This window comes from Cupriavidus sp. 86D6 (genome assembly GCF_057815095.1).
This window is the reverse complement of sequence record NZ_JBYPSB010000003.1, coordinates 323,597-341,340: the sequence shown is the minus strand read 5'-3', so window position 1 is coordinate 341,340 and position 17,744 is coordinate 323,597. Positions and strand designations below refer to the sequence as shown.

Annotated in this window: 16 protein-coding genes; 3 read left to right on the top strand and 13 right to left on the bottom strand. The window is 67.1% G+C overall.

Annotation, left to right across the window (positions count from 1 at the left end; genetic code table 11):
• Window positions 1-3: 3 nt before the first annotated feature.
• The 9 genes from AC3G88_RS10465 to AC3G88_RS10425 form a co-directional block, all read right to left on the bottom strand.
• Window positions 4-384, bottom strand: coding sequence for a response regulator (locus AC3G88_RS10465; protein WP_488772575.1), 381 nt, complete (start codon window positions 382-384; stop codon window positions 4-6).
• Window positions 385-543: 159 nt separating this feature from the next.
• Window positions 544-1,548 carry a D-2-hydroxyacid dehydrogenase gene (locus tag AC3G88_RS10460; protein ID WP_488772576.1) on the bottom strand — a complete coding sequence of 335 codons (1,005 nt, stop codon included), beginning with the start codon at window positions 1,546-1,548 and terminating at the stop codon, window positions 544-546.
• A gap of 8 nt (window positions 1,549-1,556) precedes the next feature.
• Window positions 1,557-2,555 carry a Bug family tripartite tricarboxylate transporter substrate binding protein gene (locus AC3G88_RS10455; protein WP_488772577.1) on the bottom strand — a complete coding sequence of 333 codons (999 nt, stop codon included), beginning with the start codon at window positions 2,553-2,555 and terminating at the stop codon, window positions 1,557-1,559.
• Between the two features lie 236 nt (window positions 2,556-2,791).
• Window positions 2,792-3,580 carry a class II aldolase/adducin family protein gene (locus tag AC3G88_RS10450; RefSeq protein ID WP_488772578.1) on the bottom strand — a complete coding sequence of 263 codons (789 nt, stop codon included), beginning with the start codon at window positions 3,578-3,580 and terminating at the stop codon, window positions 2,792-2,794.
• A 47-nt stretch (window positions 3,581-3,627) separates the two neighbouring features.
• The gene (tcuB, locus tag AC3G88_RS10445; RefSeq protein WP_488772579.1) at window positions 3,628-4,800 is read right to left on the bottom strand and encodes a tricarballylate utilization 4Fe-4S protein TcuB; all 1,173 of its coding nucleotides are present in this window, start codon (window positions 4,798-4,800) and stop codon (window positions 3,628-3,630) included.
• Window positions 4,787-6,226 (bottom strand): FAD-dependent tricarballylate dehydrogenase TcuA, encoded by a 1,440-nt coding sequence (gene tcuA / locus AC3G88_RS10440; protein ID WP_488772580.1) that lies wholly within the window; start codon window positions 6,224-6,226, stop codon window positions 4,787-4,789. The genes tcuB and tcuA overlap by 14 nt, the downstream gene beginning before the upstream one ends.
• Window positions 6,227-6,427: 201 nt before the next feature.
• Complete coding sequence (locus AC3G88_RS10435; protein WP_488772581.1) at window positions 6,428-8,017, bottom strand: gamma-glutamyltransferase family protein; 1,590 nt, start codon at window positions 8,015-8,017, stop codon at window positions 6,428-6,430.
• 71 nt (window positions 8,018-8,088) lie between these two features.
• Window positions 8,089-9,066: a Bug family tripartite tricarboxylate transporter substrate binding protein gene (locus tag AC3G88_RS10430; RefSeq protein WP_488772582.1), complete on the bottom strand. Its 978-nt coding sequence runs from the start codon at window positions 9,064-9,066 to the stop codon at window positions 8,089-8,091.
• Window positions 9,067-9,367: 301 nt separating this feature from the next.
• The gene (locus AC3G88_RS10425) at window positions 9,368-10,633 is read right to left on the bottom strand and encodes a 4-aminobutyrate--2-oxoglutarate transaminase (protein ID WP_488772583.1); all 1,266 of its coding nucleotides are present in this window, start codon (window positions 10,631-10,633) and stop codon (window positions 9,368-9,370) included.
• Between the two features lie 140 nt (window positions 10,634-10,773).
• Here AC3G88_RS10425 and pdxR point away from each other — a divergent pair, with 140 nt between their 5' ends.
• On the top strand, window positions 10,774-12,297 hold the full coding sequence (gene pdxR, locus AC3G88_RS10420; protein ID WP_488772585.1) for a MocR-like pyridoxine biosynthesis transcription factor PdxR: 1,524 nt from the start codon (window positions 10,774-10,776) through the stop codon (window positions 12,295-12,297).
• 94 nt (window positions 12,298-12,391) lie between these two features.
• The gene (locus tag AC3G88_RS10415; RefSeq protein WP_488893380.1) at window positions 12,392-13,411 is read left to right on the top strand and encodes a hypothetical protein; all 1,020 of its coding nucleotides are present in this window, start codon (window positions 12,392-12,394) and stop codon (window positions 13,409-13,411) included.
• A gap of 19 nt (window positions 13,412-13,430) precedes the next feature.
• On the opposite strand, the gene AC3G88_RS10410 is transcribed toward AC3G88_RS10415, so the two are convergent.
• Together AC3G88_RS10410 and AC3G88_RS10405 are read right to left on the bottom strand one after the other, a co-directional pair.
• Window positions 13,431-15,158, bottom strand: coding sequence for a cation:proton antiporter domain-containing protein (locus AC3G88_RS10410; RefSeq protein ID WP_488772588.1), 1,728 nt, complete (start codon window positions 15,156-15,158; stop codon window positions 13,431-13,433).
• 155 nt (window positions 15,159-15,313) lie between these two features.
• Window positions 15,314-16,177, bottom strand: a complete 864-nt coding sequence (locus tag AC3G88_RS10405) for a hypothetical protein (protein WP_488772589.1) — start codon at window positions 16,175-16,177, stop codon at window positions 15,314-15,316.
• 33 nt (window positions 16,178-16,210) lie between these two features.
• On the opposite strand from AC3G88_RS10405, the gene AC3G88_RS10400 reads away from it, so the two are divergent.
• On the top strand, window positions 16,211-17,119 hold the full coding sequence (locus tag AC3G88_RS10400; RefSeq protein WP_488772591.1) for an ATP-dependent Clp protease proteolytic subunit: 909 nt from the start codon (window positions 16,211-16,213) through the stop codon (window positions 17,117-17,119).
• Window positions 17,120-17,163: 44 nt separating this feature from the next.
• Here AC3G88_RS10400 and AC3G88_RS10395 read toward each other — a convergent pair whose 3' ends face one another.
• On the bottom strand, window positions 17,164-17,397 hold the full coding sequence (locus tag AC3G88_RS10395; RefSeq protein WP_488772592.1) for a hypothetical protein: 234 nt from the start codon (window positions 17,395-17,397) through the stop codon (window positions 17,164-17,166).
• A gap of 111 nt (window positions 17,398-17,508) precedes the next feature.
• Window positions 17,509-17,634, bottom strand: coding sequence for a hypothetical protein (locus tag AC3G88_RS10390; RefSeq protein WP_488772593.1), 126 nt, complete (start codon window positions 17,632-17,634; stop codon window positions 17,509-17,511).
• Window positions 17,635-17,744: the final 110 nt, after the last annotated feature.

Sequence of the window (17,744 nt, the reverse complement as noted above, 5' to 3'; positions counted from 1 at the left end):
CGGTCAGGCAGACTGGCGGCTGACATAGCGGCCGAGCAGGTACCTCAACATCTCGCGGCTGACGGGCTTGGCCAGCACCAAGTCGATGCCTGCGGCACGGCACTTGCGGCGCGTCGTGCTATCTGCCGTCGCGGTCACCGCGATGATCGGCAGGCGACGGTCGCCCATCCGCTCGGCCTGACGAATCGCCCGCGCCAGTCCCAGGCCACTCATGCCCGGCAGGCCGACATCGGTTAGCAGCAAGTCCGCGCCGCGCTGCAGCGCAGCCCAGGCATCATGGCCGTCCTCGCAGGCCACGACCTCGCATCCGCCAATGGCTCGCAACTGCTCGACAAGCACCAGTTGGCATACGGGGTTGTCTTCGGCGACGACGATGCGTGGCAACGTCTGACGGGTTGCCGGGCGTGCGGCAGTCGGTGCGGGAGTCGCGGTATTGGGCACGGTCGTGGCGGGTCGAAAATACGATGACCTATTGTCAACGCGTTTGCCGCCGCGCAGGTTGCTGAAATTTCCGCAATACCATGCAGAAGCGTCTGAAATTGATCACTCCACCCGGTTTATCAGGGTCTCTCCCGACGACCACCGTCGCAGATTATCCAGGAAGATATCGCCCACGCGCGCGGCATTGCCATCCGAAAAGCCCGCGCTGTGCGGCGTTGCAATGACGTTGGGCAGCGACCAGATCGGCGATGACGCCGCCAGTGGCTCATGCGCGAACACGTCCAGGTACGCGCCGCCCAGTCTTTCGGCACGCAAGGCATCGATCAGTGCCAGTTCGTCGACCACCTCACCGCGCGCCACGTTCACCAGCCGCGCCCCGGCCGGCAACCGCTGCAAGGCGGCGCGATCGACCAGCCCGCGCGTGCGATCGGTCAACGGACAAGCCAGGATCAGCCAGTCGGTATCCGGCAGGACCGCGTCGAACTGCTCGAACGTGACCGTCTGGAATCCGGCCTCCATCGCCGCGGCACGCTGTCTGACCACCGTCACCGCCAGGCCCAGCCCGCGCAGCACCGCGCCGATCTGCTGCCCGATCGGGCCCCACCCAACGATGGTGGCGCGCTGGCCCTGCAGGTCCCGCGGCAGCCCGCTGCCGATCAGCGGCGCCCAGCGCGACGCCCGTTGCGCGTCGATCAGTTGCGGCAGATGGCGCGCCAGCGCCAGCAGGCCGGCCAGCGCCGTCTGGGCCACTACGCCCGCATTGGCACCCGACGACGTGGTGACCGTCACGCCGCGCTGGCGCAACTGCCCAAAGATCGCGCGATCCGCGCCCGCCGAATGCGTATGGGTCCAGCGCAGCGACGGTGCGTCAAGCATCGCCGTATAGAACCGCTGCGTGGCGGGCAGGATCTCGTGCTTGGTCGATAGCCCGGTCACATCGCGCGACACAAAGGCCACGTCGGCATCCACCGCGCGCGGTTCGTCCACCTCGGGCACGACCACCACCTGCCAGGGCACCCCGGCCACCACCATGGTCTTGTCGATGGCCGCGCGGTGGGACTGCAAGGCAGCAGCGGACAGCAGGATACGCAGGGTCTTGGCTGACATGGCGCGGCTCAATCCACCGTGGCGCCGGAGGCTTTCACCACGGCCTTCCACTTGACGTATTCCTTGCGGGTAAAGTCGCCGAACTGCTTCGGCGACCCGCCCACCGGATCTGCGCCTTCACGGACCATCTGCGCCTGCAGCGACGGCAGCGCCTCGTTGACGGCCTGGTTGACCTTGGCAATCACGTCCTGCGGCGTGCCCTTGGGCGCGAAGAAGCCGAACCAGGAACCCGCTTCGAAGCCCGGGAAGCCCTTTTCAGCAACCGTGGGCAGGTCGGGCAGCGAGCGCGACCGTTTGGCGCTCGACACCGCCAGTGCGCGCAGCTTGCCGGCCTGGATATGGGGCATCACCGAAGGAATGGTTGCGAACATGAACTGCACGCGCCCCGACAGCAGGTCGTTCAGCGCGTCGGCGCCCTTGTACGGAATATGCGTGGCCTGCGTGCCGATCCGCTCGGTCAGCATGAAGCCCGACAGGTGCGACGACGTGCCTACGCCCGTGGAGCTGTAGTTCAGCTTGCCCGGGTTCGCCTTGGCGTACGCCACGAATTCCTCGAACGACTTCACCGGCAGCGACGGATGCACCACCAGCACATTGGGCACGTCCGCGATCTGCACAACCGGCACCAGATCGGTCAGCGGATCGTAGTTGAGCTTCTTGTACAGCGACTGGTTGATCGAGATCGGCCCGACCGAGTTGACCAGCATCGTGTAGCCGTCGGCGGGCGACCGCACCACGAATTCGGTGCCGATGTTGCCGCCGGCGCCCGGCCGGTTGTCCACCACGAACGATTGCTTGAAGCGTTGGGCCAGCTGCTGGCTGACGCTGCGTGCCAGCATGTCGGTAGTGCCGCCCGCCGTGAAGGCCACCACCACGCGCACCGGCCTGGTGGGATAGTCGTCGGCGCGGGCCGGGGCGGCCAGCACCAGGCCGACTGTCAGGGCGCAGCCCAGCAGCCTGACGGCGGCATTGTTCCAGCGGATATTCCCGGGCGTTGTGGGGTGCATGCGATGTCTCCGTTCCAGTCGTTGTCGTTATCGTTGTCGTTGTGTGTCTTCGATGCTTCGGTGTCGTTATCCGAAGTCTTATCGCCGGGCCGGGTCCACCGCCACCATGCGGTGGGCAGCGTGGCATCGCGGGCGCGCGACATCATCGCCAGCGCACGCAACGCGCCCGGCTAAAGCGAAGGGTCGATGCCGTCCGCCCGTCCGCCCGCCCGTCCGCCCGCCCGCCCGCCCGCCCGTCAGTCCCGGAAGCCCGGGTCCAGCCTGTCGAGCTTGCGCAGCAGCGCCGGCCATTCCATCAGGCCGTAGGGACGGCGCGTGCCGGGCTGATAGTTGTTCCAGGTCTCCTCCAGCACCTCGGGCGATACCTGCTGCAGCGGCGTATTGCACGACATGGCCGCCACCTGCGAGCGGCAGGCCAGTTCCAGCCGGTGCATCCAGTTGAAGGCCTCGCCTACCGAATTGCCCACGGTCAGCGCGCCGTGGTTGCGCAGGATCAGCGCCTCGCCACGGCCCAGGTCCGCAATCAGGGACGCCTGCTCGGCGGTGTCCAGCACCACGCCCTGGTAGTCGTGGTAGCCGATCTTCAGGAAGCGCATGGCGGTCTGGGTGATCGGCAGCAGCCCGCATGCCAGCGACGACACGGCCATCGATGCCCAGCTATGCGTGTGGATCACGCAAGCCACCTCGGGGCGTGCGTGGTGGACGGCGCTGTGGATCACGTAGCCGGCCTTGTTCACGCCATAGTTCAGCGGGCCGAAGTCGGGCGTCGACAGGATCTTGCCGGCGTGGTCCACCTTGATCAGGCATGACGCCGTGATCTCCTCGTACATCATGCCGTACGGGTTGATCAGGAAGGCGTCCTCCTCGTCCGGCACGCGCACCGAGATATGGTTGGCCATCATGTCGGCCATGCCATACAGCTCAACCAGCCGGTAGCAGGCGGCCAGGTCCACGCGTGCCTGCCATTCGGCCTCGCTGCACTGGCCTCGCATCGACGGGATGCTCAGCACACCGGGTTTCGTCATGACGTGTCTCCTTGGTGGATTTGGCATCTGTATGCAGTGGGTGCGGTTCAGTCCGAACCCAGCGCGAGATCGCTGGGCCGGCGTTTTTCGATATGGAACTTGAGCAGCGCCGCGCTGCGGAAGATGCCGTGCGCGAACTTGCCATACGGCAAGGTCAGGAACAACGCCATCACAATGCCCAGGTGGACGGCCAGCAACGCGGCCATGGCACCGGTGTCGCGGAACGCCAGCAGCGCCAGACCGCTTGCGCTGGTCAGGAACAGCAGCGCGATGAAGCCACGGTCCATTGGCTTCTGCTTCGTATCCATCGTGCGCACGTCGCGCTTCAGGTTCAGCCACAGCAGGCCGGCCGGCCCGATCAGCAGGCCGATGCCGCCCGCGATGCCCAGCAGCACCGGCAGGCTTGTGACCGGATACGGCGCGTGCAGGTCCAGCAGATAGTGGTACAGCGTGGCCACGGCAGTCGCTGCAAAGCAGAGCATGAAGCCGTAGAACGTGAAGTGATGGAAACGGCGGCGCAGCAGCGTGAAGGCGTCGTCGTCATTGTTGCAGCCCTGCCCGTGCCCGCCATCCAGGTACTTCAGCTTCAGCGCATCGTGTACCGCGCCGCCCGCGGCGGCCCCACGCTCGTCGCCGCTGCGCGTGCCCGGCGTGACCTTGCGCCAGAACCGCGTCACGCCGATACCCAGCGCCCCGCAGGCAAACAGGAACACCACGCCGAACATGGCCGCCAGCAGGTTGTGCGGGAAGATCGCGTAGAAGTTGCCGGCCAGCGGTTCATGCCAGAGCGTGCCGCGCATCGCCAGCACCATCAGCAGGAACAGCGCCAGGCCGCCGGCCAGTGCCAGCGCCATCGTCACGCCTGCGCGCCGGTACAGGCCGCCCAGCGCGGCAGGAAACGCGTAGTCGCCATAGGTCTGCACGCGAACCTTGGCCATCGCCTGCGGAATGTTGACGGCAAACTCATGCGGTGGCGCGTACTGGCACGCGTGATAGCAGGCGCCGCAGTTGTGGCACAGGTTGGCCAGGTAGTGGATATCCGCCTTGGGGAATTCCAGCCGGCGCGTCATGGCAGGGAAGACCGCGCAGAACCCTTCGCAGTAGCGGCAGGCATTGCAGATCTGCAGGGTACGGGCCACTTCGGCCTCGTCGCCGGTCAGGGGCAGCGCACCGTTGGCCAGCGCCGCCGCCTCGCGCGTCAGCGCTTCAAGATGTTGCATGTTCCTCTTCCCGTGATGCCTGAATTGCCGCGCCTGCGTGGCGGGCCGTGTGCGCCGCCCTGGCGGCCTGGGTGCCGGCGATACGGCCGAATGCCGTGCCGATGGCCATGCCCACGCCGGCCGTGTAGCCCTTGCCCAGGACGTTGCCGGCCATCATCTCGCCCGCCACGAACAGGTTCTGGCTGGGCTTGCCGCCAAAATGCACGGCCGCTTCCTGGTTCACCTTGAGCCCCAGATAGGTGAAGGTGATGCCGGGACGCAGCGCGTAGCCGAAGAACGGCGCGGTGTCGATGGGCCGGGCCCAGTGCGTCTTGGCCGGGGTCACGCCTTCGGTGTGGCAATCGTCCAGCTTCGTATGGTCGAACTTGCCTACGCGGCAAGCGGCGTTGTAGTCGTTGATGGTGCGCATGAAGGTGGCTTCGTCCAGCCCCAGCTTGCGCGCCAGTTCGGGCAGCGTATCGGCCTTCACGCCCGGGAACACCGGCGGCATGAAGCGCCCCACGGCCTTGGCGTCGATGATCGAGTAGCCGATCTGCTGCGGCTGCTGCGCCACCAGGCGGCCCCAGATCGCGTAACGCTTGGGCCAGAAGTCCTCGCCCTCGTCATAGAAGCGCTCGGCATTGGCATTCAGCACCACGCCCAGCGACACGCAGTCGATCCGCGTGCAGATGCCGCCGTCATAAAGCGGCGCGCGGGCGTCGATGGCCACGCAGTGCGACTGCGACGGATCGCCGATGGCGTCGGCGCCCTGGGCGATCATGTGCTTGAGCAGCACGCCCATATTGAAGCGGGTGCCGCGAATCAGGAAGTTGTCCGCTGGCCATTCGCCGCGCTCGTTCTGGCCCCAGGCCTCGCGCAGCCATTCGCGGTTCGATTCGAAGCCGCCGGCCGCCAGCACGCAGGCGCGGGCCTCGATCCGTTCGCTGCCGATACGCGCGGCCACGAAGCGGCTGCCGTCGAGTTCGATCGCATCGACCGGCGCGTTGTAGCGGATCTGCACGCCCAGCCGTTCGGCGCTGCGGTAGTACGCATTGACCAGCGCCTTGCCGCCGCCCATGAAGAACGCGTTGGTGCGCGCGACGTGCAGGGCGCCCGACAGCGGCGGCTGGAAGTGCACGCCGTGGCTGCGCATCCAGTCGCGGCAGGTCGACGACGCACGGATGGCCAGCCGGGCCAGCGTCTCGTCAGTCAGGCCGCCAGTGACCTTGAGCAGGTCCTGCCAGTATTCCTCTTCGGGATAGGCGTCGACCAGCACGTCCTGCGGCGCGTCGTGCATGCAGCGCAGGTTGCGGGTGTGGGACGAATTGCCGCCGCGCCATTCGCGTGGCGCGGCTTCCAGCAGCATGACGCTGGCGCCGGCCTCGCGGGCCATCAGTGCGGCGCAGAGGGCGGCATTGCCGCCCCCGATTACCAGGACGTCGATCATGCGCGGACGCCCTGCCTGCGGGGATTGTGAGTGGGGATGGACACGGCGATCTATGCCTTCGTGAGTCTGTTCCGCGACTCTATCCGCAGGGCGAAACGCTGCTAAGCCCTTGCGCGGCATGGGGGTATCACGATTCGTGATGGGTGTCCCGCGATACCCCCGCTGCGATGCCGGGCCCCCTCCCCGGTCATCGCCCGCCCGTCAGAATCCCACGGCCTGCCCGTCGCGCCGCGAGTCCGATGCGGCGATATAGCCATGTTCCGCCTTGTAGATCAGCTGGGCGGAGCCGAATTCCAGGCTGTCGCGCGGCGCCACCTCCACCCGGTGGCCGCGCTCGCGCAGCACGGCCACCACATCGGCCGGCAGGTGGTGTTCGACGTTCACGACCGGCCCGTGCTCCACCCGGAAGCGCGGCGCGTCGCTCATCGCCTGGGGGTTCTGCCCGAACGCGGCCAGCCGGGCCATCATCTGAACGTGGCCCTGCGCCTGCATCGACCCGCCCATCACGCCGAACGACATCACCGGCGCCCCGTTGCGGGTGACAAAGCCCGGGATGATCGTGTGCATCGGCTGTTTGCCGGGTGCCACGCAATTGGCGTGGCCCGGCTTCAGGTTGAAGCCTTCGCCACGGTTGTGCAGAGAAATGCCCGTGCCCGGTACCACGACGCCCGAGCCGAACCCGCGATAGTTCGACTGGATGAACGACACCATCGACCCCGCCGCGTCGGCCGCCGTCAGGTACACGGTGCCGCCGATCTTCGGCATGCCCGCCGACGGCGTGCCCGCGCGCTTCAGGTCGATCAGCGCGGCGCGTTCGGCCAGGTATGCCGGGTCCAGGAACGCCGCCGGCGCATGCTGCATCGTCGCCGGGTCCGACACATGCCGGTGCAGGTCGGCAAAGGCCAGCTTCATGGCTTCGATGCCGACGTGGTAGAAATCGGCGCTGTCCACGCCCATGCCTTCCAGGTCGAAGCGATCCAGAATGCCCAGGCCGATCAGCGCGGCAATGCCCTGGCCGTTCGGTGGAATCTCGTGCAGCGTGTAGCCACGGAAGTCCTGCTTCATCGGCTCGACCCAGGCCGGCTGATGCGCAGCCAGATCCCCGGCACGCAGCGCGCCGCCCGTTTCCTGGGCAAACGCCACGATGCGCTCGGCCAGTTCGCCCCGATAGAAGCTCTCGCCGTCGCTCTCGCCGATCTTGCGCAACGTGGCGGCCTGCTCCGGAAAACGCCACCGCTCGCCGGCCTGCGGCGCCCGGCCGTTGGGCATGAAGGCCTTGGCAAAGCCGGGCTGATCGCGCAGCACCGGCACCTGCGCGGCCCATTGGCGCGCGATTTGTGGCGACACCATGAAGCCCTGCTCCGCGTATTCGATGGCCGGCACGAACAGCCGCGCGAACGGCAGCTTGCCGAAGCGCGCCGACAGCGCCTTCCAGCCCGCCACCTGGCCCGGCACCGTCACCGTGTCCCAGCCGACCGACGGCATGCGGTCGCGTCCGGCGAAGTAATCGGGCGTCCAGGCCGCCGGCGCGCGGCCGCTGGAATTCAGACCATAGAGCTGCCCTTCATGCCAGACCAGCGTGAACATGTCGCCGCCGATGCCGTTCATGACAGGCTCCACCACGGTCAGCGCAATGGCCGTGGCAATCACGCTGTCGATGGCGTTGCCACCTTCGTAGAGCATGCGTAAGCCAGCCTGCGCGGCCAGCGGCTGGCTGGTGCTGACGGCGTTGGCGGCCAGCAGCGGCATCTTCTGGGACGGATACGGGAAAGACCAATCGAAAGGCAACATGGGCGGAACAGGTAAGAAAGTCAGGACATGGCGCGCCGGCAGGCGGCGCCACGAGGGTTGCTGCGGCAGCGTTACTGCAGGGCGACGCCGGACTGCTTCACGAGCTTCTCCGTGCGCGGGATCTCCGCGTTGATCATCGCCGTGAAGTCGTTGACACTGCCGCCACGCGGCTCGGCGCCGGTCGCGGCCAGCTTTTCGCGGAAGTCGGGCGTGGCCAGCAGCTTGTTGATCGACGTGTTGAGCTTGACCACCACATCGGCCGGCGTGCCCTTGGGTGCCACGATGCCATACCACGGCGCGATATCGAAGCCTGCGTAGCCCTGCTCGGCAATGGTCGGGATTTCGGGCGCCTGCGGCGAACGCTTTGCCGTGGACATGCCCAGCGCGCGCAGCTTGCCCGCCTTCACGTAGGGCAGGCCGGTCATGATGGTGTCGAAGTACATCGACACCTGGCCCGACAACAGCGCCGGAATCGCCTCGCCCGCGCCCTTGTACGGCACGTGGACGATGTCGATGCCGGCAACGGCCTTGAGCATTTCACCGGCGATATGCGACGTCGTGCCGGTACCGAACGATGCATACGAGAGCTTGCCCGGGTTGGCCTTCGCATAGGCCACCATCTCGGGCAGCGTCTTGAACGGCAGCGACGGATTCGACAGCAGGATGTTCGGGGTGATCGCCACCACGGCAACCTTCTCGAACGCGTCCGGGTCGTAGCTCAGCTTCTTGTACAGGAAGCGGTTGGTCACCATCGACGCCGGCCCCGACATCAGCAGCGTATAGCCGTCGCCCGACGCACGCGCCGCGACTTCGCTGCCGATCATGGCCGCCGCGCCCGGCCGGTTTTCCACCACGAAGCTCTGGCCGTACTCCCTGGCCAGGCCGGCGCCCAGTTGCCGCGTGATCAGGTCGGTGGCCGAGCCGGCCTGGAACGGCACCACGATGCGCACCGGCTGCGTGGGCCAGTCGCGCCCGCCTTGCGCCTGCGCCAGCGACGACGCGGCGATCAGGCCGATGGAAAGTAGTGCTCGGAAAGAAGAGAAACGCATGTCTGTACCCTCATTGAATCGAACGATGGTCATCCGCGCGAACACGCCGGATGCCACCATTCCGTCCGCAATTTGCGTGCCACTGGCATCGCCGCGTCGTCGGCACGAGCCCCGTCCGCCCCCTTCAGATCGATGAAGTTTGCGTATCTGGCGCACCGGTTTGGTCAGCCTTGCCGGTGCGCCCGCAGGCTGGTGTTGTCTCCCTGGTGCCAAGGCACTATTGGTGTGCCCGGCGCTCGCTCTGGATGGTGCTTGCCGCGTCTTGCCGCAGGCCCACGCCCGGTGGCCTGCGCCAGTGGCTTCAGTCGACCAGCGCCCTGGCCAGCACGGCCAGCGCCGCGTCGAACTGCGCCTGCGGAATCGTCAGCGGATACAGGAAGCGGATGACGTTGCCGTAGGTGCCGCAGGTCAGCAGGATCAGGCCCGCTTCCATCGCACGCGTCTGCACGCGCTTCGCATGCTCCGCGCTGGGCGCGCCGGTGGCCGGATCGACGAACTCGGCAGCGATCATCGAACCCAGGCCGCGCACCTCGGCCATCGCCGGGCACTGCGCACGCAAGGCTTCGAGATGGACCTGCAGTTGCGCGCCCAGTTGCGCGGCGCGCTCGCACAGCTGCTCGTCGGCGATGGTGTCGATCACGGCGTGGGCGGCGGCCACGGCCAGCGGATTGCCTGCATACGTGCCACCGAGCCCGCCAGGCAGCGGCGCGTCCATGATCTGCGCGCGGCCACACACGGCCGACAGCGGCATGCCGCCGGCCAGGCTCTTGGCCATCGTGATCAAATCCGGTTGCACGTCGTGGTGCGACATGGCAAACAGCTTGCCGGTACGCCCAAAGCCGGTCTGCACCTCGTCGGCGATCATCACGATGCCGTGGCGATCGCAGACGGCGCGCAGGCCTCGCATGAAATCGGCAGGCGCCGGCTGGAAGCCGCCTTCGCCCTGCACCGGCTCCACGATGATGGCGGCCACGCGTTGCGGATCGATATCGGTCTTGAACAGCATGTCCAGCGCCTGCAGCGCCTGTTCCGTGCTCACGCCGTTCAGCGCGCCGGGAAACGGCGCGTGATAGATGTCCGAGGGGAACGGTCCGAAGCCCACCTTGTACGGCACCACCTTGCCAGTCAGCGCCATGCCCAGCAGCGTGCGGCCGTGGAAGCCGCCGGCGAATGCGATGACGCCCGGGCGGCCCGTATGGGCACGCGCGATCTTGATCGCGTTTTCCACCGCTTCCGCGCCGGTCGTGAACAGCGCGGTCTTGTTGAGGCCCGTGATCGGCACCAGCGCGTTGATGCGCTCGGCCAGCGACACGTAGCTCTGATACGGCACGACCTGGTATGCGGTATGGGTGAAACGCTCCAGCTGGGCGGCCACGGCCTGCATCACGCGCGGATGCCGGTGCCCCGTGTTCAGCACGGCAATGCCGGCGGCGAAGTCCGTATAGGCGCGGCCTTCGACGTCCCACAGCGTCGCGTTCTCGGCGCGCTCTGCATAGAAGTCGCACATCACGCCCACGCCGCGGGGCGTGGCAAGGCTGCGGCGTTGATTCAGTTCGATGTTTTTCATGGTCGGAATGCGAAGGGGGCAGGTCGGCGCCGGCAGCGGCCGCGCCGGATGTCCGTCCAGCACTGCGCAGCGATTCCGCACATTTCAATCACATTTGGCCCTACAATCCAGCGCCACTTTCATAAATTCAATGGTGCCAATTGAAATCGATCTGCGGTGACCTGCTGCTCCAGCGGCTGGGGCCCGATGGCCTGGCGGCCTTTGGCAAGCCCCTGAACCGGGGCCTGTATGCGTGCATCCGCGGCGCCATCCTTGATGGCAGCCTGGCGCCGGCCACCCGGTTGCCCCCGCAGCGCGACCTGGCGGCAGAGCTGGGCCTGTCGCGCAACACGGTGATGTATGCGTACGAGCAGCTGCTGGCCGAGGGCTATTTGCGGGCCCGCACGGGCAGCGGCACGTTTGTGGCCGATACGGCGCCCGAGAGCTACCTGAACGCCACGGCCGCCACAGTGGCCGAAGCGGGACCGCGCGAAATGCCGGGGCTCTCCGCCCGGGGCCGGCGGCTGATCGAAAATGCCTCCGCATCGCCCACGCAGTGGGGGGCGTTCATGCCCGGCGTGCCGGATCTGCGCAGGTTTCCGCACCGGCGCTATGCGCAGATTTCCGCACGGCTGTGGCGCAATCCCCAGCCGGAATGGCTCAGCTACAGCCACGGCGGGGGATTGCCGGCCTTGCGCGAAGCCGTGGCAACGCATCTGCGCGTGGCGCGCTCGGTGCGCTGCGACGCCGGACAGGTGCTGATTACCGAGGGCATCCACCAGGCCATCGATCTCGTGGTGCGCCTGCTGGGGTCGCCAGGCGACCAGGCCTGGGTGGAAGAACCCGGCTACTGGGGCATTCGCAGCGTGCTGCAGGTGTGCGACATCGGCATGGTGCCAATGCCCGTGGACGACGACGGGCTGACGCTGCCCGACCCCGATACGACGGCCGACGCGCCCCCGCCCCGCTTTGTCTTCGTGACACCGTCCCACCAGTACCCGATGGGCGCGGTCATGAGCCTGAAGCGCCGTCGCGCGCTGCTGGAGTTCGCGCGCCAGCACGGCAGCTGGATCGTCGAGGACGACTACGACAGCGAATTCCGCTTCTCGGGGCAGCCCATCCCGTCACTGCAGGGGATGGAGCCAGATGCCCCAGTGATCTACATCGGCACCTTCAGCAAGACGTTGTATCCGGGGCTGCGCATGGGCTACCTGGTATTGCCACGCGCGCTGGCCGCATCGTTCCAGACGGCGCACGCCGACCTGTACCGCGCCGGCCACCTCATGACGCAGGCCACGGTGGCGGAGTTCATGCAGGCTGGCGACTATGCCGCCCACATCCGCCGCATGCGCCCGCTCTACGCCCGGCGCCGTGCGATGCTGGCCGACCTGATCGAGCGTTACCTGGGCCCCGCCGCGCTGAACCGCCAGGGCAGCAACGCGGGGCTGCACCTGGTCCTGCGGCTGCCCGACGACGCCGACGACGTGGCCATCGCCGCCACGGCGCGCGAGCGCGGCATCATCGTCCGTCCGCTGTCGCGCTACTACCTGGGGCAGGCGGTCCAGAAGGGCCTGCTGCTTGGCTACGCCTGCGTGCCAGAGGAACATATCGGCCCGGCGTTCGACGTGCTGCTGGGCTGCCTGCCGGCCCCGCACCGGGTGACGGGGACGCAAGCCAGCCAGTAAGTCGCCAGCCGGGCTATTGCCTACAATCCAGTAGCAGCGACCGTGGCGGATGCTCTCCGCCCTCTGGACGCGGACACTGGCCGGGAGCGGAACGATGGGTCTGATCGGATGGATGCGCGAGCGAACCACGCACGCGGACGAACACGACAAGCACGCGATTGCCGAACTCGCGGAGCGTGTCACCCGGCTCAATCCCCGCCTGCGGCTGGTATCGCACTATGAGCGGCAGTTGCGGCCGGCCCTGGCCCAGGCGCTGACGCACGTGCGCACGCTGGTGCACGACGTTCCCGCACCGCGCGAAGCCAGCGACCATGCATGGGGCATCGATCCCTATATCCACGCCTTCTTCGGCACGCCGCACGATGTGGCGCTGACGTTCAGCCGCTCGCCCGAACTGCGGGAATTTTTCGGCACATCCCCGACTACGCAGACGGCCACCGCAGTGCTTGGCATGACCATGACCGAGCGACGCACTCTGGGGGTGGCGCTGGAAGGCGATGTGATGCGATCCGACGTGCCGCAGACCAACATCAGCTTCAACGAGCACCGGATCACGATCATCGCCGATTCGGACGCGGCCTTGCGCGACGAGATCGTGCGCCGGATGTTCGACCAGTTGGCTCTGGAGTCAGTGGCCCGGTTCACCGCGGGCAAGTCGCGGCGCGACGAACTCGATCGCGAGCAGACCTTGCTGCTGGCGCGCCTGCATCTGTTCGAGCGCCAGGGCACAGGCATGCGGTCGGTGGTGGGCGGCGATGCGCCGGTCAGCGCCGCCGAGGCCGCGTCGCTGCGCGAACAGATCGCCAGCAACGAACAGGCACTCTCCCAGCTGAGCGCGACACCGGGCACGCTGGAGCGGCAGCTCGAATGCCTGAACGAAACGCTTGCCGACGCGCCAGCCGGGTTTTCCATCGCGCATCGGCCGCTGCGCCTGAGCGCGACGAATGTGCTGCTGGCGCCGGACAGCACGACGCCGGCCGGTGACCTCGACCTGCTGACCGCCCACGTGCCGGGCGATCCGCCGCTGGTGCGCGCGTTCACGCTGGTCAGGTTCGCACGTGGCGACATGGTGTCGCCCCGCGCCCTGCTCGACGAGGCGGAACGCTACCTCTAAGGGCGTGGCCGCCTGCCTGCTACAGGGCCACGGCGCTGGCACCATTCACGCTCTCGGGCACGAAACGCCCGAGCACATGGCCGGACATGCCCTTGGCCAGTTCTTCCTCGCCGTAGAACACGGTGCCCAGCCCTTCCTTGCGCAGCAGCTTCGACTCGTCCTCGCTGTGGGTGCGCAGCACCACCTCGACATGCGGATTGAGCGTGCGGGCGGTCTCCACCATCTGCCGCACGTACAACGGTTCCGGCACGGCTACCACCAGCATGGCTGCATGGGCGATATGCGCCTGGATCAGCACGGCCGGCTCGGCCGCATTGCCCGACACCGCCGCAAAACCGGCCTTGCGCAGGTTCTCCACCAGCTCGCGGTTTTCGTCGGCGATCACGAACGGGATGCCGCGCTCCTGCATCGCCTTGGCAATCCGGCGACCCACGCGGCCGTAGCCCACCAGCACCACCTGGCCCTGCAGATACTTGCGTTCGGTCGTGACCGGCAGTTCGGCATACGGGTCGCCACGCTGCTCCAGGTTGCGGGCCATCGCCGAACGCGCCAGAATCCAGCGCCGCACGGGCTCCAGCGCCGCAAACAGCAGCGGATTCAGGGCGATGGAGATCAGCGCGCCTGCCAGGATCAGGCTCATGCCTTCTTCCGGCAGCAGGCCGAGCGTCACACCAAGCCCCGCCAGGATGAACGAGAATTCGCCAATCTGGGCCAGGCTGGCCGACACCGTCAGCGCCGTATTGAGCGGGTAGCGGAACGCCAGCACCAGCGCGAACGCGGCCAGCGACTTGCCCACCACGATGACGGCCACCACGGCCAGCACGTGCAGCGGCTGCTCCACCAGGATCTCGGGCTTGAACAGCATGCCGACCGAAACGAAGAACAGCACCGAGAACGCATCGCGCAGCGGCAGCGATTCTTCGGCCGCGCGGTGACTGAACTGCGATTCGCGCATCACCATGCCGGCAAAGAATGCGCCAAGCGCGAACGACACGCTGAAGATCTCGGCCGCACCGAACGCGATGCCGATCGCCACGGCCACCACCGCCAGCGTGAACAGCTCGCGCGAGCCGGTCTTGGCCACCTGCCACAGCAGCCATGGCAACACCCGACGCCCCGCGATCAGCATCAGCGCGATAAAGGCCACCACTTGCAGCAGCGTCTGGAACACCGTCATGCCGATCGCCTGCGAGGCCTGCGCGTCGGCGTTCACCGTCCCGCCCAGCAGCCCCGCCAGCGGCGGCAGCAACACCAGCACCAGCACCGTTGCCAGATCCTCGACCACCAGCCAGCCGACCGCGATGCGGCCATTCATGGTTTCCAGCACCCCCCGGCTTTCCAGCGCCTTGAGCAGGACCACCGTACTGGCGCACGACAGCGACAGCCCGAAGATCAGCCCGGTGCCCCAATGCCAGCCCCAGCCCCATCCGATGGCCATGCCCAGCAGCGTGGCAATCCCCATCTGTACCACGGCGCCGGGTATGGCGATCCGCTTGACGGCCAGCAGGTCGCTCAACGAAAAATGCAGGCCCACGCCGAACATCAGCAGCATCACGCCGATCTCGGAAAGCTGGGCGGCCAGGTGGACATCCGCGACAAAGCCGGGCGTGCCCGGACCAATGATGATGCCCGACACGAGATAGCCAACCAGCGCCGGTATCTTCATGCGCTCCGCGAGGAATCCGAGCACAAGCGCGATACCAAAGCCTGCGGCGAGCGTGGTGATGAGGGTCAGGTTGTGATCCATGGGCAGGGGCGTCCGGGAGGTCAAGCGGCAAAGGGGCGTTCACGAATTGTAACTGCCATGCTGGCATCGCATCGCGAACGTTTTCCTGACAGGCATGACCCGGCCCGCGCGGCACGGCGAGTCTGCCGCCCGGCCGTGGCATCGATGTGCCCCGGCTACCGGGCGCCGGATTCGGGGTTCTCGATGATCGGCCGCAACAACGTGAAGTCGTTGGGATAGAAAGGCGGCACCGCCGAGGGGCTCCTCTTGCGCGCCACCTCCACGAACGGCCGGTCGGCCTCGATCGCAAGCATCAGGTCGAACCGTTTGACGCCCGCAGCCTTGGCGCGTTCCACATCGCGCTCGCTTTTGGCCCGGTAGGCGATCGTTCGCATCAGCAGGTCATAGAGCAGCCGGGGCCGGCGCTCGGCCGCCAGTGCCGCATCGTGGCGGCGCCTTGCCAGCACCGCCTGCCACAGCGCGGAGTCTTCGAGACCAGCCGTGTGCTCGGCGAGCGCAACCAGTTGCACCTTGCCGGTGCGCGGCGAGTACGCGACGCCCTGGGCATCGAGGAACGCCCGGATATCCGGCAGACGCTGGCCAAGCAGTTCCTCGGTGCGGGTCTTCGGCTTCTGCGGCTGGTCGATGTCGGTCCAGTGCGATGGGAACGCGCCCATCTCGGCGAAAATGGCCGCCCAGTCGTCGTACTCGGTCCAGGTCCAGTCCCGGCCCCTGAAATACCCCGAATAGACCTGCTCGAAATAGCCGGCCATGTTCAGGCCGTCTGACCCGCTGCGCTTGACGATGGCAAGAATCTCGGCGGCGTCGGCATGGGAGATGCCGACCACGCTCTCCATCACGCGATTGAAGACGCGCTCGTAGGAACTGGTTGTATCCTGAACATACAGCGCAGGCGGTGCGGCCATCGGCGCCGGCCTGGCTTCAGCCGGCGCGCGTCTGGCCTTGCGAAAGAATTTGAAGACGCCCACTTCTCTGATGTGTGCCCCGGGCGACACGATGTATCGGTTGATCCGTGACATTTTTGCATATTTGCGAGAAAAGCGAGGCGCGCGATGCGATCTGCCGAGAGTCATGCCGGACCAGCCGGGCTTGCGCCATTCCTGCACGCCTTGCGGGGATTGCTGCTGCTGGGCGGCCTGTTTTCCGCCAACGCCCCGGCCATGGAATTCCGTATCTACCACCAGCCCGAACTGAACCGGCGGATGATCGTTGGCCAGGGTCGCATCGAGGACGGTGACGCCGACAAGTTCCGGGCCGTGGCCCGCATCGCCGACCGTGACGACGAAGGCCTGGTCACGCTGATCCTGGACAGCCCCGGCGGCAACGTGGAGGCAGCCTTCCGGCTGGTGGACGCGATGGACAAGGTGCGCGTCTACACCGCGGTGCCGGACGGTGCCCGGTGTGCGTCGGCCTGTGCGTCGATCGTTTTTGCGTCCGGAGAGCGCCGCAGCATCCTGGGTTCCGGAATGCTGGGGTTCCACAGCTGCTACAAGCGCCAGGGCGCCGCCCTGCTGTCGGACTCCCTGTGTAACGAGATCGTCGCGGCAAACGCCATGCAGCGAGGTGTCACCCATGCCGCCATCAACCGCTTCGTGGCAGACCACGGCGCGCACGAGATGGCCTGGGTTGGCCGCAATGTCGTCTGCCGGTCGCTGCAAGGGCTCTGCAAGCCGGGCCCCATCGAAAAGCGGAACGACACCCACGCGGCCCTTACGCGCAGTTTCGACTGCAGCCGGCTGACCTCGATGGCATCCCAACTGGTATGCGGCGATACCGATCTTGCGCGGGCTGACAAGGAACTGGCCGACCTGTATGGCCGCAAGCTTGCGGCCGCGGCCAACAAGACGCGCGTCCGGGACGACCAGCGAACGTGGCTGCGCGACGAGCGCAACCGCTGCAGCGACAAGGCCTGCCTGCAGCGCGCCTATCGGAACCGGATCGATGTGCTGAAGCGCGCCTGATGGTCCGGGGCTGGCGGCTCCCGCCCCCCCAATCAGTGAGACGCCTAGTACTTGATATCCCGCGCCGTCTCCCGGCCCCCCTGCTTGGTCTGCCGCTTGTCCTGCCGGCATGCCGAATTGCTCTTCTGGTCGGCCGCACGGCAATCCTGCTTGGTCTCGCGCGCCCCCTGACGCGTGTCCTGTCGTACGTCGCGGCCCTGGCGCCGTTGCTGGGCCTGCTCGGTGGCCGACGCTGGCGCGGCAGGCAACGCCACCACCAGCGCCAGCCATGCCAGCACGCAGGCCTTCGCATGGCGACTGCCCCGCCCTTTCGCCTGACAGTTTCCATTACGCATCACAGTGGCCATCACAGTTGCCTCATCGGACATGAAAAATCGTTGCGCAGCAGGTCACGGCTTGCGCAATGCCTGCAGCGCCTCGGGCCGGGTCCGTTCCAGCCGGCGTGCCGCGTCGAACCCGTGAATCTTCCTGACATCGCCCTGGCGTTGCTCCAGCGGCCACAGCACGGCCCGCATGCCGTCATTCAAGGAATTTGGCAGCCGGCGCCCGTTTTTCCATTGGACCTTGGCCTAATCCGGACCCTCAAATGCCGCGTAAATCCCTTCCAGTAGCCCTTTGGCCCAAT